The following is a 14,700-nucleotide window of genomic DNA, read 5'->3' as shown; positions in this document are numbered from 1 at the left end:
AAAGATAGGCCTGCTCAGTTTACTGCATATGTCTCATTGTTGAAATAAAGCCTATTTTAAGATATTATTCATAATGGATAATTAGGATGGAGGTTACCTCATGACCAATAAGTATGCGGTAGTGTTAGCAGCCGGACAAGGTACACGCATGAAGTCAAAGCTTTATAAAGTTTTACACCCAGTATGCGGTAAACCAATGGTGCAACATGTAGTTGATCAACTAAAGGAATTACAATTAAATGAGTTAATTACCATTGTTGGTTTTGGTGCAGAAAAAGTTCAAGACCAACTCGGAGAAGATAGCCATTACGTCGTGCAAGAGAAGCAATTGGGAACTGGGCATGCTGTGCTTCAGGCCGATCATATTCTTGCTGGAAAGCCAGGAACAACGGTTGTTGCCTGCGGAGATACGCCGTTACTCACGAAAGATACATTGCAGAAGATGATGGATCACCATGAATCTACCCAAGCGAAGGCAACTGTACTAACAGCTCATGCTGAGAACCCTCATGGATATGGACGGGTCATTCGCGGCGGTAATGGGCAGGTGGAGCGAATTGTTGAGCAAAAGGATGCTTCACAGGATGAACAGGCTGTCCAGGAAATTAACACAGGTACATATTGTTTTGATAATGAATTTTTGTTTGAAGCCTTAAAGGGCGTCTCCAACGATAATTCACAAGGAGAATATTATCTGCCGGATGTCATTCAGATTCTTCAGGACAAAAATGAAACAGTAAGTGCCTATCAAACCCCGGACTTTTCTGAATCCCTCGGTGTTAATGACCGGGTAGCCTTAGCTCAAGCAGAGAAGTTGATGAAGCAGCGTATTAACGAACGGCACATGCGCAATGGTGTAACAGTAATGGATCCTGATCATACTTACATTGGCCCGGATGTGAAAATGGGACAAGACGTGATCGTGTACCCAGGTTCTATTATTGAAGGAAATACAACGATAGAAGATGATGCCATCATCGGTCCTCATTCAACTGTAAAGGATTGCTATATCGGAGGAGAAACAGCTGTTAAACAAAGTGTTGCAACAAACAGTCATATTGGGGCGCGTGTCAAAATAGGGCCGTTTGCTCACATTCGTCCAGAATCGTCTCTCGGTGATGATGTAAAAGTTGGTAATTTTGTTGAAATTAAGAAGGCTGCTTTCGCTGAAGGCAGTAAGGCATCACATTTAAGCTATATTGGTGACGCTGAAGTAGGAAGCGGGGTTAATATAGGTTGTGGTACAATTACAGTGAACTATGATGGACAACATAAATTTATGACGAAAATTGAAGATGATGCCTTTATAGGTTGTAACTCAAATCTTATTGCACCTGTTACTGTAGGCAAAGGTGCATACGTAGCAGCTGGCTCTACAATCAATGAGGATGTCCCGGCCGAGGCCTTGTCAATTGCCAGGTCCAGACAAACCAATAAAGAAGGCTATGTAAGTAAAATTAATTCAAATAAAAAAGACTAACGGAGGGTTCTATCCATGGCAACTGGGTACAAGGATTCAAAATTAAAGGTATTCTCTCTGAATTCTAATCCTGAACTAGCAGAAGAAATCGCTGAGAATATTGGGACAGATCTTGGGAAGTGTACGGTTACGAGGTTTAGTGACGGGGAGATTCAAATCAACATCGATGAAAGTATTCGTGGCTGCGATGTATATGTAGTTCAGTCCACGTGTGCACCTGTTAATCAGCATATCATGGAATTGCTGATTATGATTGATGCTTTAAAGCGTGCTTCTGCACGTACAATTAATATAGTTATGCCATACTATGGTTATGCTAGACAAGACCGTAAAGCTCGCGCACGTGAACCAATTACAGCGAAGCTAGTTGCTAATTTACTTGAGACAGCAGGGGCTTCTAGGGTCATTATGCTGGATTTGCATGCCCCTCAAATTCAAGGTTTCTTCGATATGCCAATTGATCATCTTGTAGGTGTACCGATTCTTTCCGATTACTTCGAAGAAAAGAATTTTGAAGATGTAGTCATCGTATCTCCGGATCATGGGGGAGTAACGCGAGCGCGTAAGATGGCTGACCGCCTTAAGGCCCCGATTGCCATTATTGATAAACGCCGTCCACGGCCAAATGTAGCCGAAGTTATGAATATTGTTGGAAACATCGAAGGAAAAACAGCAATTATGATTGACGACATCATTGATACGGCTGGTACCATTACGCTTGCTGCTAACGCATTAGTTGAAAACGGAGCGAAGGATGTCTATGCTTGCTGTACTCATCCAGTACTCTCAGGACCGGCTATTGACCGTATTGACAATTCAACTATTAAGGAGCTGGTTGTCACGAATACGATCCCGCTTGGAGAAGATAAGGCAAGCGAGAAAATCACTCAATTATCAGTGGCTCCTTTAATCAGTGAAGCCATCATCCGTGTTCATGAACGTCAATCCGTAAGTATTTTGTTTGATTAATTCATTTTTTTTGCTATAAAATGTTTAACTAAAGACCAATAAGGGAATCCATCTTAAATGAATGGTAAATTCAATGGAGGTAGATTATTTTGGCTATAACACTTAAAGCAAATCAAAGGAAAGATTTAAAACACTCGGCAACTCGTGAACTGCGCTATCAGGGCGATGTTCCAAGTGTCGTTTATGGTAAAGATAAAGAGCCGGTTACTGTGGCTGTTAACAGTATCGAATTACTTAAAACCGTCCGTGATGAAGGAAAAAACGCTATCATTTCATTAGATATTGACGGTGGCAACACAGTAAACGTAATGCTTCATGAATATCAAATCGATCCACTTAAGGATGAATTGATTCATGCAGACTTCTATATTGTGAATATGTCTGAAGAAATGGACGTTGAAGTACCGATTCACCTTGAAGGTGAATCGGCAGGTTCGAAAGAAGGCGGCGTTCTACAACAGCCGTTATATGAGTTGGCAGTCCGCGCAAAACCAGGTGATATCCCTGAAGAGATTGTCATAAACGTTTCCGAGTTAAACATCGGTGACAGCGTGATGGTTAGTGATTTGAAAGAATCTCGTAACTATGAAATTACAGAAGATGAAAATACAACGATCATTTCTGTTACTCCACCTGAAGAAATGCCGGAAGAGCCTGATACAGATAACGCAGATGAAGAACCTGAAGTTATCAACCAAAAAGGCGATGCGGATGAGTCAGAGGACGACGAAAGTAAAGAATAAGAATGAGTTGCTTAAAGGGGCGTAGCCATCAGGTGCGCTCCTTTTTTATAATGCCTTCAGTTTTTTGACATATTTTTTACGATGACTTTGATATAATAACGAATAGGAAAAAGGAGAAAAGGAAGTTTTGCAATGAAGTGTATTGTAGGTTTAGGGAATCCTGGAAGGAAATATGAAAAAACTCGCCATAATATTGGATTTATGATTGTTGATGAATTAGCAAAACGAAATGATTGGACACTGGAACAAAAAAAGTTCAAAGGACTGTTTACCATTGAGCATTCCAATGGTGAGAAGATTCTTTTGCTAAAGCCTCAGACGTACATGAACTTATCGGGTGATTCTCTTCGCTTGTTCATGGACTATTACGAGATCGAAGAGGACGACATACTCGTCATTTATGATGATCTGGATTTACCGCCAGGGAGAATGCGTCTTCGGCAGAAAGGCGGACATGGTGGTCATAATGGAATACGAAGCATCATAGATCAGCTGGGTACGAAAGGGTTTAAACGCCTACGGGTAGGCGTCGGAAGGCCTTCTGTACCGATGAGCGTGGTGGATTATGTATTGGGTACATTTGATAAAGGCCAGCAAGAGCACGTGCAAGAGGCAATAAACCAATCCGTCAAAGCTTGTGAAGCATGGTTTGAACAGCCATTCGCCGAAGTCATGAATATCTTTAATGTGAAATCATAAATTAAAATGGTGTTCGTATAAGCAAAGACTCAAGCGGTAACAATAAATACAAATACTTCTGAATCGGAGGTTTGTATTTATGAATATCAATTATATATGCCGACATTGTAACCGCCAAGTCGGAAAATTAGACCGTGAACGAGTCGAAGTTTCCGAGCTTGGCTTAGAGTGTTTGAATGAGGACGATCACAGGGAAATGATCACGTATAGCAGCAATGGTGATATGAATATTAGAACGATTTGCCATTCGTGTGAACGTACCCTTGATCAACATCCTCATTATCATGAGCAAGATTACTTTATTCATTAAATCGTGGTCACCCTCTATGGTGATTGTGGAGGAGTTTGTTATGCAGGGAATTAAAGATTACTTACGGCCTCAGGATGATATTCGCTCGGTGGTAGAGGGTTTTGAATCCGGGATGAATGAGCAAATGATTGCAGGTTTGTCTGGGGCCGCCAGAAGTATGATGATTTCATTATTACATGAGTCACTACACCGACCTGTTCTTATCGTGACACATCAGTTGATTCAGGCGCAGCAAATGTATGAGGATATGTTAGAGCTTTCTAATAGTGATCAGGTGCATCTTTTTCCAGTTAATGAGCTTATTGCATCTGAAATTGCTACGGCCAGTCCAGAGTTGCGAAGTCAGCGGATAGAAGCGTTGAGCAGGTGGCTTAACCAGGACTCAGGAATTTTAATAGCTCCTGTGGCTGCATTAAAAAGGATCATGCCGCCAAAGGAATACTGGGAGCGTAACCAGCTCCCTTTTCGTGTTGGGGAAGAGATTAATCTAGAAGAATACTTGAAGCGATTTGTCAGCATGGGTTATGAGCGGACGGATATGGTGGCAACCCCAGGGGAATTTTCTCTTCGTGGCGGAATTCTCGATGTGTACCCACTAACAGCAGAGTTTCCTTACCGTATTGAACTGTTTGATACGGAAGTGGATTCAATTCGCACATTCGATTCGGAAACGCAGCGCTCTCATGATAAGTTTGATCATGTTCATGTTGGACCTGCCACTGAGCTTCTTTTAACAGAAGAGGATTATGCCAGGGCTTCACAACGACTAGAAGAATCCCTTAGTCACTCTTTGCAGAAGCTTTCAAAAAATGAAGCGAAAGAAACGCTCAATACTTATGTAGAACCTGATATAGAAAAGCTCCGACATCAAGAGCGTTTTCAAGATATGTATAAATATATTGGTTTCTTTTATGATCAGGGACTAAGTTTGCTAGATTACCTTCCAAGTCACGGGTTAATTGTGTTAGATGAAATGAGCCGCATTCAGGAAACGGCAGGCCGTTTAGATCAAGAAGAAGCAGAATGGCATCAGAGTCTGCTTGAGGTTAATCAAATTGTAAGGGACCTTCGCATTTCCTACGACTGGCATGATACATGGGAGAATATGAAACAGTCAAGATTGTACATGTCCGTATTCATGCGACATATCCCTAACACCCATCCGCAAAATGTCATTAATATCTCCAGTCGTCAGATGCAGCAATTCCATGGTCAGATGAATTTGCTGAAGAATGAAATGGATCGCTGGATGAAGCAAGATTACTCTGTTGTGATTATGGCCCCTGATGAGAAGCGTGCCCAAAAGATTCATGATGTGTTAGATGATTATGATATGGAGTCTATTGTTGCTAAAGAACCGGTTCGTTTACCTTTGACACTGCCAACGATTGTCGAAGGGAATCTTAGCAGCGGTTTTGAGTGGCCATTGCACAAAGTAGCTGTCTTAACCGAGAGTGAACTATTTAAGAAGCGAAAGGCTAAGCCTAAGCGCAAACAAAAATTATCAAATGCCGAACGAATTAAAAATTATCAGGAACTCAAAGTCGGAGATTATGTAGTTCACGCTAACCATGGGATTGGGAAGTATATAGGGATTGAGACCTTGAAAATGGGCGGGAATCATAAGGACTTCCTGATGGTAAAATATTCGGGGAATGATAAGCTGTTTGTTCCGATCGACCAAATTGATTTAATTCAAAAATATGTCGGTTCTGAGGGGAAAGAACCTAAAGTATATAAGCTAGGCGGCAGTGAATGGAAAAAGGTGAAGAGCCGTGTTCAATCTTCCGTAGAAGATATTGCAGATGATCTTATCCAGCTATATGCAGAACGAGAGGCCTCAAAAGGTCATGCTTTCGGGGAAGATGGGGAAATGCAGCGTGATTTTGAAGCCGCATTTCCGTATGAAGAAACAGAAGATCAGTTTCGCTGTATTGATGAGATTAAAGAAGATATGCAACGCATTCGCCCGATGGACCGATTGCTCTGTGGGGATGTTGGTTATGGAAAAACGGAGGTTGCGATCCGGGCTGCCTTTAAAGCGATTGAAAACGGGAAGCAGGTAGCATTGCTAGTTCCGACTACTATTCTAGCCCAGCAGCATTATGAAACCTTACAGGAGCGGTTCCAGGATTTTGGGATAAACATTGGCTTGCTCAGCCGCTTCCGAACAAAGAAGCAGCAGAGTGAAACGACGGAACGTTTGAGAAAAGGTCTTGATGATATTGTCGTTGGAACTCATAGAATTTTATCAAAAGACATTAAATTTAAGGACTTAGGACTGCTAATTGTAGACGAGGAGCAGCGTTTTGGTGTGAAACATAAAGAAAAAATTAAGCAATTAAAATCGAATGTTGATGTGCTGACATTAACAGCCACACCAATTCCGCGAACGCTGCATATGTCTATGCTTGGAGTTCGGGATTTATCAGTCATTGAGACGCCTCCTGAAAATCGCTTTCCGATTCAGACTTATGTATTGGAATACAATCCGGTATTTATGAGAGAGTCGATTGAAAGAGAAATGGCGAGGGGCGGACAGGTATTCTTCTTATTTAATCGTGTGGAGAACATTGAGCGAATGGCACAGGAAATTTCTGCGCTCGTCCCAGAAGCAAGGGTTGCTTTTGCGCACGGGCAAATGAACGAAACGGAACTTGAAAATGTTATGTTCTCATTCCTTGAAGGAGAATTTGATGTTTTGGTCAGTACCACGATCATTGAAACAGGTGTCGACATCCCAAATGTAAACACGTTAATTGTTTATGATGCAGACCGTATGGGTTTAAGCCAGCTTTATCAATTAAGAGGCCGTGTAGGGCGTTCTAATCGAGTGGCTTACGCCTACTTTACCTACCAAAAAGATAAGGTGCTGACAGAAGTGGCTGAGAAACGGCTTCAAGCGATTAAGGAGTTTACGGAGCTTGGCTCAGGGTTTAAAATCGCCATGCGGGATTTATCCATTCGAGGGGCAGGAAATTTACTAGGTGCTCAGCAGCATGGGTTTATTGACTCTGTCGGTTTTGACATGTATTCGCAAATGCTAAAGGATGCGATTGAAGCTAAACGTCAAGGAGTCGAGCCGGAAGCCGTCCAACCATTTCAAACCGAACTCGATCTTACTATCGATGCGTACTTACCGGCGGATTATATTGCAGATGAGAAACAAAAAATTGATATGTACAAGCAATTCCAGGCAATTGAATCAGAAGATGACATTAGCGATTTAAAAGATGAATTGATTGACCGCTTTGGCGATTACCCGGAAGAAGTTGAGAATTTGATTAAGGTGACCTCAATTCGTTTGTATGCCAAAAAGGCCCGAATCGAATCGATTTCTGAAGGAAAGAAAAAGATTGAGATGCTTATGGAGCCTAACCAAAGTCAGCAAATTGACGGCTCGAAGCTATTTGATTTAGCTAATCAATATGGACGAATGATTCAGCTTGGTACAGAGGGCCAACAGCTGAAAATTACGCTTATGTGGGAAAGAAATACGAAGCCAAGAAGATACGAATTGGTGGAGGAATTCATCCAACGTCTGCCGCAGTTGTCAGAGGCAGCTACTAGCGCATAGTAAGGAAAAGGGAGCCGTCAATGGCTTAAAAGGGAAATTTGAGATCTATTCTCTGTCTTTAATGAGTGAATATAGGATACATCACCACATTCTCATTATGTTTTTGAAAAAAATCCATTCTTGGGATGAATAGGTTTTTTCTGGAGTATCATACTATCCTTATCACCTGTTTATTCCGCATGTATATTTGCGCGAGGGTAAACTACAGAGAGGGAGGCAGCTTATAGAATGAAAGCAACAGGAATAGTACGCCGAATTGATGACTTAGGACGTGTGGTGATCCCAAAGGAAATCCGCCGCACGCTTCGAATTAGGGAAGGTGACCCTTTAGAAATATTTGTAGATCGAGAAGGAGAAGTTATCTTAAAGAAATATTCTCCAATAAGTGAACTGGGAGACTTCGCGCGAGAGTATGCAGACGCACTGCATGAATCGTTAGAGGCGCCTGTTTTGATTTGTGACCGTGATGAGTTTATTGCAGTTGCCGGAGAATCGAAGAAATCCTATATGGGCCGTCAAATAGGCAGCCGTATAGAACAGGTAATGGAAGGACGTACTTCTGCGTTTGAAAAACATCCGAATCCGGTAGAATTTGTCCGTGATTTAGAAGAGGACGTTATTTCTTATATTATTCATCCCATTATTGCGCAAGGCGATCCAATTGGATGTGTCGTTGTCTTTAATAAAGAAGGCACTCCTATTGATGAAGGTTCCGAAAAGGCTGTCCAAACGGCAGCAAGCTTTTTAGCCAGACAAATGGATTAACAAATAATCATGGGAAGGTGGCGGCACCCACTTAGACAAAAAACGAGTCACGTTGCAGGGCAGATGCCACCAGCCACCCCATAGGGCTACTAAGTAATACATCACATACTAGAACTAAAAAGGAACAAGCCAGGTCACTCATAGGACCTGGCATTTTTGTGCTATAATAGGTGCAATTGTATTGATATGGGAAGGGCTCTGCATGAATCATTCAAACTCATCGCATCTTTTGTTTAAAGGTGCTTTCCTGCTTACTTTATCAGGGTTGATTGGTAAAGTGTTAAGTGCAGGATATCGTATTCCTTTGCAAAACATCGCAGGGGATTTTGGCTTTTATGTTTACCAGCAAATCTATCCGATTTTAGGAATAGCTATCGTGCTTTCGTTATACGGTTTTCCGGCGGCTATTTCAAAGTTAGTGGCAGAAGTAAGGGAGCGGGGTCAGGTATTATCATTGTCCACTTTTTATCTCCCTGCTTTGTTATGGTTGTTTGGAATTTGTGGACTGATCTTTATGATCGGTTACACTCAGTCAGATGAATTGGCTGCCATAATGGGGGATGAGCGTTTAACTCGATCTTTGCAGGCTGCATTTACGGTATTTCTTTTGCTGCCGATCCCCTCATTATTTAGAGGGGTGTATCAAGGTCAGGGAAATATGTATCCTACGGCGATATCACAAGTTGCCGAACAATTGATACGGGTTCTTCTTATTATAGCGGCTGTGATATTCGTCGTATCGGAAGGGCGGATCTATCAAATTGGGATCGGTGCTTCTATCGCATCGCTTGGGGGCCTCGCAGCCTCTATCGTTATATTTCTTATAATTATTAGAAAGAACCCGCCTTGGACGAAAGAGCCTGTTGATTACGCATCGCCTTCCTTTCTAAAAACAATCGTTTTTTATGGGATATTTATTTGTCTTAATTATATGCTGCTGTTACTTATTCAAATGACTGATGCTTTAACTCTTGTGCCTCACCTGGTAGAAGCTGGGGCAGCACCTGTGGAAGCAAAGGTGCTAAAGGGAGTATTTGATCGCGGTCAGCCGCTTATTCAATTAGGAACAGTCTTAGCGTCATCTCTCGCTTTAGCTCTAATCCCTTCTATTACAAAAAAGAAAATTAAGGCCCATCCGAAGCAAGTAGAGGGGTACATCTTTGGTTCGGTAAAGTTTAGCCTAATCTTAGCAACTGGAGCTTCAGCAGGGCTAATCACATTATTTCCCTTTATAAATGAGTTGTTCTTTCAAGATGAAAAAGGAACGCAAGTACTCAGGGTCCTTATGCTTGTCATTATATTTAGTTCATTGGCCGTGACCTTTTCTTCCATTTTGCAAGGACTCGGCTTTGTTACCCATACAGCTGTCATCGTGATCTTTGCTGTTTTTGTGAAATGGGGGTTGAACATCCTTCTTGTTCCCTATCTTTTATTAAATGGAGCGGCAATAGCTTCGGTTTGCAGCACTGCCTTCGTAGTAGTTTGTCAGTGCCTTTTCCTAAGCCGTTATTTTTCATTTAGAAAATGGCGGAGGCTCCCATGGCTGTCCATAGCTTGCGCCCTAGCCGGGATGATTGTTGTACTAATGGTGCTGATTGGGGTCCAATCCTTGTTAGGAGCAGGGATAGGAAACCGGTTTTTATTACTGGTTTATACGCTAAGTCTTACTACTGTTGGTGCCACTACGTATCTCATATTGTTAATAAGATTAGGTGCTTTACACAGGAGAGAGTTAGAAGCTTTACCATATGGAAGTTCACTTGTGCGATTTTTGCCAAAGGGGTTGAAGTAGATGAAAACTGTGAAGATTTTAGGTCTGGGCGCTGGTGATTTGGAGCAGCTGCCGCTTGGCGTTTACCGTCAGCTTATCCATACAAATGAACCTGTTTATAGTCGAACCCTCGATCACCCGGTGATAAGAAATCTGGAGAACGAAGGGGTGAATTTCACAGGCTTCGATGATGTGTATGAACAGTATGATCAATTCACAGCCGTTTATGAAGAAATCGCGGACAAATTAGCGGACGCCGCGCAGGAAAAAGATATTATCTATGTTGTGCCGGGGCATCCGATGCTTGCGGAGCGTACAGTTCAATTATTACTGGAAGATCAACGAGTAGATGTAGCGATTCAAGGCGGACAAAGTTACTTGGATGATGTATTTTCTGCATTGAAAGTAGATCCAATTGAAGGGTTTCAATTTTTAGATGCGACGGCCCTTGATCGAAGTCAATTACAGCTTCAAAATCATATCGTTCTCTGTCAGGTGTACGATCAAATGATTGCATCTGAAGTTAAGTTGACATTAATGGAAGACCTTCCGCCAGAGTATCCTGTGACCGTTATCACTGCGGCCCGGAGCAGCGAAGAGGAAATTACTGAGGTTGCACTGCAGGAGTTAGACAGGTTTGTGGCGGTAAATAACTTAACGAGCGTTTATATCCCTCCGGTGCAAAAAACGAACTTGAATCATAAGTTTTTCCGGCTGAGAGAGGTGATTCGTACACTGCGAGGGCCAGGAGGATGCCCATGGGACCAAAAGCAAACCCACGAATCATTGCGTCGCTATTTAATTGAAGAAGCCTATGAGTTTATTGATGCAGTAAATCGGCTTGATGATCAGAATATGGCTGAAGAGTTAGGCGATGTCCTCTTACAAGTTATGCTTCACAGTCAAATTGGGGAGGATGAAGGATTTTTCACGATTGATGACGTCATCGCCTCCATAACTGAAAAAATGATCCGCAGACACCCTCATGTATTTGGTGATGTGCAGGTAAATGATGCCGATGAAGTGGTCACGAACTGGGATCAAATAAAAAAACAGGAAAAGACCGGGTCTACCGGGTCCTTATTAGATTCTGTTCCGACAAGCTTTCCGGCCCTTCTGCAGGCCGAAGAAGTACAAAAAAAGGCCGCTAAGGTAGGGTTTGACTGGGACAAAGTGGAACTTGTCGAGGATAAAGTAAAAGAAGAATGGGCAGAATTTCTCGAAGCAAAGGAAATGAATGATCCGGATGAAATGGAGAAAGAGTTTGGAGATTGGTTGTTTGCGATTACTAATTTAGCGCGCCATTATAACATTAACGGAGAAACAGCTCTACAGCGTACAAATCATAAGTTTAGAACAAGGTTTTCGGCGATGGAAACAAGTGCATCAAATGCGGAACGCACTATTGAAGACTATTCACTCGATGAGCTCGAAGAGTTGTGGGTAGCAGCTAAACTAAAACACAAAGGAGAAGAATAACTCATGCGATTAGATAAGTTTTTGAAAATCTCAAGGCTGATTAAACGAAGAACCTTAGCTAAGGAAGTCGCTGATCAAGGGAGAATTAGTATTAATGGGTCAAAAAGCAAGGCATCTTCAGATGTATCGGTAGGAGATGAATTGACGATTCAATTTGGTCAAAAGGTGCTGACAATTGAAGTGAAATCTTTAAGAGAAAACGTGAAGAAAGATGAAGCGGCGACCTTATATGATATCAAGAAAGAGGAACCTGTTAACAAATAATTCTTAGCCCACTGCAGTACCAGCAGTGGGCTTTTTCATGATATAACGCGATGTATCGAATTATTTTCAATGTCTTACCATACGTTCTAAATGGTCCTCCTTTTACATAGCTTGTACTAGAGAAGAAGGAGGCTGGGATAAATGGAAGGCTACGATAAAAATTTAAATGCACGGGCACACCAGGTGGATCATAATGTGAAAATGTGGAATAGAAGAAACCTTGAAATCTCTGGTGTCAGAGAAGTGGACAGCTTTGACAGTGAGGAGTTTCTGCTCCAGACAAGTATGGGGTACCTAGTCATTCGAGGTCATAATCTACAAATGAAAAACCTGGACTTAGAAGAAGGTGAAGTATCTATTAAAGGACGCGTTGATGAGATGACGTATTTGGACGAGAACCAAGGGGAGAAAGCTAAAGGATTATTTAGCAAGCTTTTCAAATGACACTCACCACACAATTTATGACGATGGTGGTCATGGTAGCAGGGGGCATTTATGTAGGGGCAGCAGTTGATACCTTTGAGCGACTCTTTTCTAAACGAAATAAAAGGAGCTGGCTTGAGCTTTTCTGGCAGCTCGCCTTCTGGATTGCTCAGGCTGCTCTTCTTTTTTTTCTTTTATTCCTGGTAAACTATGGTGAATTACGTTTATATGTATTTATAGCCGTAATATGTGGATATTCTGCTTATCGTGCATTATTTCAAACCCGATATAAAAAGTTGTTGGAATATATGATACGCTTCGTGACTCGATTAATGACCTTCTTCGCTCGGCTTTTTAATGCCATTATTATTTGGCCGATTCGAACAATATTTATGCTGATAACTACTTTACTATTATTCGTTTATAAAGTATTTTATAAGGGAATACATTTATTGTTTCTTGTCGTTTTATATCCATTCCTGTTGATTTTTCGAACGATTTGGAAGCTCCTCCCGAAAAACCTGAAAAAAAATTTAAACAAAACAGCAGGGTTTTGGGTTAAAATAAAGAATACTATAAATAAATGGAAAGAGCGAAAGCGCAAATAAAGGAGGTCTAACGTTCATGGCAAAAAAACAATCAGTAGCCCGCCTAGATTCTACATACATGAAGCACTACGATGCCTACTTGGAACGGCAGACGAAAAAGAAAAAGCGTCTATTCCGCCGAATCGTTTTGTTTGCCTTATTCGTAATGATCGTTGCAGGCTCCATGGTCACTTATCATGTTCAACAACAAACTCTACGTGCTCAGAAACAGGAACATTATGAGGATTTACAAGCAAAAATGGATACATTAAAGAAAGAAGAGAAAAACTTAAAAGAGGAAATAAAGCTTCTTAATAATGAAGAGTATGTACTACAAATTGCAAGGTCCGATTATTTCTTCTCCAAGGAAGGCGAGATTATTTTTAAAATGCCAAATGAGGACCCTTCGTATTGACACCCTTTTCAATGCTTATATATAATAGTTAAGAAGATATTTTTATCGAAATTCTAAGGAGGAGCATTTTTTTTATGTCCATTGAAGTAGGCAGCAAGTTGCAGGGTAAGGTAACGGGTATCACTAATTTCGGAGCTTTTGTTGAGCTTCCTGAAGGGCAGACTGGTCTTGTGCACATTAGTGAAGTTGCCGATAACTATGTAAAAGACATTAATGAACACCTAAGCCAGGGTGACCAAGTAGAAGTGAAAGTCATTAATGTTGGAGATGATGGAAAGATTGGCTTATCCATCAAAAAAGCAAAAGAAAATTACGGTCGTCGTGCGCCAAGAAAACCTCGTAAACCGGCAGAATCATTTGAACAAAAAATGAGTGCCTTTATGAAGGATAGCGAAGATCGTCTAGCATCACTGAAGAAGCAAACCGAAACCAAACGTGGAGGTCGGGGTGCTAAAAGAGGATAGCTTGCTGTCTATGACAATGAGTAAAAGATGCGCATGAATGAATATATAAAAACAGGCCTGCTTTAACAGCAGGTCTGTTTTTTATATCTCTACATATGGAGCTCAGAAATAAAGGTATGCTTACATAGTTGATGCTGAGGAGATGGTGATAAGTGGGTTTACCTACAATAATTCCTGAAGAAGGCAAGCGTTTGATAGTAGGGATAGATGGATTAAGTCGCTCAGGGAAGACTACCTTTGCCAAAAAGTTAGTTGAGAATCAGAGGGAGAAAGCTATTCCAGTTCTTGTGCTCATATTGATGACCACATAGTGGCTCGAAAGAAAAGTATGATACTGGATATGAGCCATGGTATGAGTATTATCACTTGCAATGGGATGCCGAACGGTTGAAAGTGAATTTGTTTGAAAAACTGAAATGATCGGATCAACTTATCCTCTCTTTTTATGAACAGGAGGATGATACACATACTGCAGCGATCATTAATCTTCCACTGTCTGGTGTAATCCTAATTGAGGGAGTGTTTTTTCAGCGTAAAGAGTGGAGAGGTTTTTTTGATTATGTGGTGTACTTAGATTGCCCGAAGGAGATAAGGTTTTCCCGGGAAGCAGAATCTGCCCAACTGGATCTAGAAAAATTCACAAATAGGTATTGGAAAGCTGAAGATTACTATTTAAAGACGGAATCTCCAACAAAACAAGCCAATTTAGTTATAAGCACCTAATCTAGAATTTTCACCAGTAGGTAGCTGCAGG

The 14,700-nt window shown here is 41.4% G+C and carries 14 protein-coding genes and 1 pseudogene; all 15 read left to right on the top strand.

The genetic code is table 11. The annotated features are described in order from the left end of the window. Window positions 1-100: 100 nt before the first annotated feature. The 15 genes and pseudogenes from glmU to B5354_RS00125 all read left to right on the top strand — a co-directional run bounded on the left by glmU (window position 101) and on the right by B5354_RS00125 (window position 14,669). The gene (gene glmU, locus B5354_RS00195) at window positions 101-1,480 is read left to right on the top strand and encodes a bifunctional UDP-N-acetylglucosamine diphosphorylase/glucosamine-1-phosphate N-acetyltransferase GlmU (RefSeq protein ID WP_079524821.1); all 1,380 of its coding nucleotides are present in this window, start codon (window positions 101-103) and stop codon (window positions 1,478-1,480) included. 15 nt (window positions 1,481-1,495) lie between these two features. After that, window positions 1,496-2,449 carry a ribose-phosphate diphosphokinase gene (locus B5354_RS00190; RefSeq protein ID WP_079524819.1) on the top strand — a complete coding sequence of 318 codons (954 nt, stop codon included), beginning with the start codon at window positions 1,496-1,498 and terminating at the stop codon, window positions 2,447-2,449. A gap of 89 nt (window positions 2,450-2,538) precedes the next feature. Beyond that, window positions 2,539-3,192, top strand: coding sequence for a 50S ribosomal protein L25/general stress protein Ctc (locus B5354_RS00185; RefSeq protein ID WP_079524818.1), 654 nt, complete (start codon window positions 2,539-2,541; stop codon window positions 3,190-3,192). 132 nt (window positions 3,193-3,324) lie between these two features. Beyond that, window positions 3,325-3,891 carry an aminoacyl-tRNA hydrolase gene (pth, locus tag B5354_RS00180; RefSeq protein ID WP_079524817.1) on the top strand — a complete coding sequence of 189 codons (567 nt, stop codon included), beginning with the start codon at window positions 3,325-3,327 and terminating at the stop codon, window positions 3,889-3,891. 79 nt (window positions 3,892-3,970) lie between these two features. Continuing rightward, complete coding sequence (gene fin / locus B5354_RS00175) at window positions 3,971-4,201, top strand: anti-sigma-F factor Fin (RefSeq protein WP_079524816.1); 231 nt, start codon at window positions 3,971-3,973, stop codon at window positions 4,199-4,201. Between the two features lie 40 nt (window positions 4,202-4,241). Then, a complete protein-coding gene (mfd, locus tag B5354_RS00170; RefSeq protein ID WP_079524815.1) occupies window positions 4,242-7,778 on the top strand; it encodes a transcription-repair coupling factor in 3,537 nt (1,178 codons plus the stop codon). Between the two features lie 228 nt (window positions 7,779-8,006). Beyond that, window positions 8,007-8,543 (top strand): stage V sporulation protein T, encoded by a 537-nt coding sequence (gene spoVT / locus B5354_RS00165; protein WP_079524814.1) that lies wholly within the window; start codon window positions 8,007-8,009, stop codon window positions 8,541-8,543. A gap of 202 nt (window positions 8,544-8,745) precedes the next feature. Next, window positions 8,746-10,335: a putative polysaccharide biosynthesis protein gene (locus tag B5354_RS00160; protein WP_079524813.1), complete on the top strand. Its 1,590-nt coding sequence runs from the start codon at window positions 8,746-8,748 to the stop codon at window positions 10,333-10,335. After that, window positions 10,336-11,793, top strand: a complete 1,458-nt coding sequence (yabN, locus tag B5354_RS00155; RefSeq protein WP_079524812.1) for a bifunctional methyltransferase/pyrophosphohydrolase YabN — start codon at window positions 10,336-10,338, stop codon at window positions 11,791-11,793. A gap of 3 nt (window positions 11,794-11,796) precedes the next feature. Further along, window positions 11,797-12,057 carry an RNA-binding S4 domain-containing protein gene (locus B5354_RS00150; RefSeq protein WP_079524811.1) on the top strand — a complete coding sequence of 87 codons (261 nt, stop codon included), beginning with the start codon at window positions 11,797-11,799 and terminating at the stop codon, window positions 12,055-12,057. A gap of 201 nt (window positions 12,058-12,258) precedes the next feature. Continuing rightward, window positions 12,259-12,501: a sporulation protein YabP gene (gene yabP, locus B5354_RS00145; protein WP_420810420.1), complete on the top strand. Its 243-nt coding sequence runs from the start codon at window positions 12,259-12,261 to the stop codon at window positions 12,499-12,501. After that, a complete protein-coding gene (gene yabQ, locus B5354_RS00140) occupies window positions 12,498-13,088 on the top strand; it encodes a spore cortex biosynthesis protein YabQ (protein ID WP_079524809.1) in 591 nt (196 codons plus the stop codon). The genes yabP and yabQ overlap by 4 nt, the downstream gene beginning before the upstream one ends. 16 nt (window positions 13,089-13,104) lie before the next feature. Then, the gene (locus B5354_RS00135) at window positions 13,105-13,482 is read left to right on the top strand and encodes an FtsB family cell division protein (protein ID WP_079524807.1); all 378 of its coding nucleotides are present in this window, start codon (window positions 13,105-13,107) and stop codon (window positions 13,480-13,482) included. A 74-nt stretch (window positions 13,483-13,556) separates the two neighbouring features. After that, window positions 13,557-13,946, top strand: a complete 390-nt coding sequence (locus B5354_RS00130) for a S1 domain-containing RNA-binding protein (protein WP_079524805.1) — start codon at window positions 13,557-13,559, stop codon at window positions 13,944-13,946. 152 nt (window positions 13,947-14,098) lie between these two features. Further along, a pseudogene (locus tag B5354_RS00125) lies at window positions 14,099-14,669 on the top strand (kinase). Window positions 14,670-14,700 lie beyond the last annotated feature (31 nt).

Source organism: Halobacillus hunanensis (genome assembly GCF_900166655.1).
Lineage (GTDB): Bacteria > Bacillota > Bacilli > Bacillales > Halobacillaceae > Halobacillus_A > Halobacillus_A hunanensis.
This window is presented reverse-complemented; position numbering and strand designations above follow the sequence as displayed.

Coding starts and splice junctions, on each gene's coding strand:
- glmU (WP_079524821.1), top strand. CDS start 101: ATGACCAATAAGTATGCGGTAGTGTTAGCAGCCGGACAAGGTACACGC.
- B5354_RS00190 (WP_079524819.1), top strand. CDS start 1,496: ATGGCAACTGGGTACAAGGATTCAAAATTAAAGGTATTCTCTCTGAAT.
- pth (WP_079524817.1), top strand. CDS start 3,325: ATGAAGTGTATTGTAGGTTTAGGGAATCCTGGAAGGAAATATGAAAAA.
- fin (WP_079524816.1), top strand. CDS start 3,971: ATGAATATCAATTATATATGCCGACATTGTAACCGCCAAGTCGGAAAA.
- mfd (WP_079524815.1), top strand. CDS start 4,242: ATGCAGGGAATTAAAGATTACTTACGGCCTCAGGATGATATTCGCTCG.
- spoVT (WP_079524814.1), top strand. CDS start 8,007: ATGAAAGCAACAGGAATAGTACGCCGAATTGATGACTTAGGACGTGTG.
- B5354_RS00160 (WP_079524813.1), top strand. CDS start 8,746: ATGAATCATTCAAACTCATCGCATCTTTTGTTTAAAGGTGCTTTCCTG.
- yabN (WP_079524812.1), top strand. CDS start 10,336: ATGAAAACTGTGAAGATTTTAGGTCTGGGCGCTGGTGATTTGGAGCAG.
- B5354_RS00150 (WP_079524811.1), top strand. CDS start 11,797: ATGCGATTAGATAAGTTTTTGAAAATCTCAAGGCTGATTAAACGAAGA.
- yabP (WP_420810420.1), top strand. CDS start 12,259: ATGTGGAATAGAAGAAACCTTGAAATCTCTGGTGTCAGAGAAGTGGAC.
- yabQ (WP_079524809.1), top strand. CDS start 12,498: ATGACACTCACCACACAATTTATGACGATGGTGGTCATGGTAGCAGGG.
- B5354_RS00135 (WP_079524807.1), top strand. CDS start 13,105: ATGGCAAAAAAACAATCAGTAGCCCGCCTAGATTCTACATACATGAAG.
- B5354_RS00130 (WP_079524805.1), top strand. CDS start 13,557: ATGTCCATTGAAGTAGGCAGCAAGTTGCAGGGTAAGGTAACGGGTATC.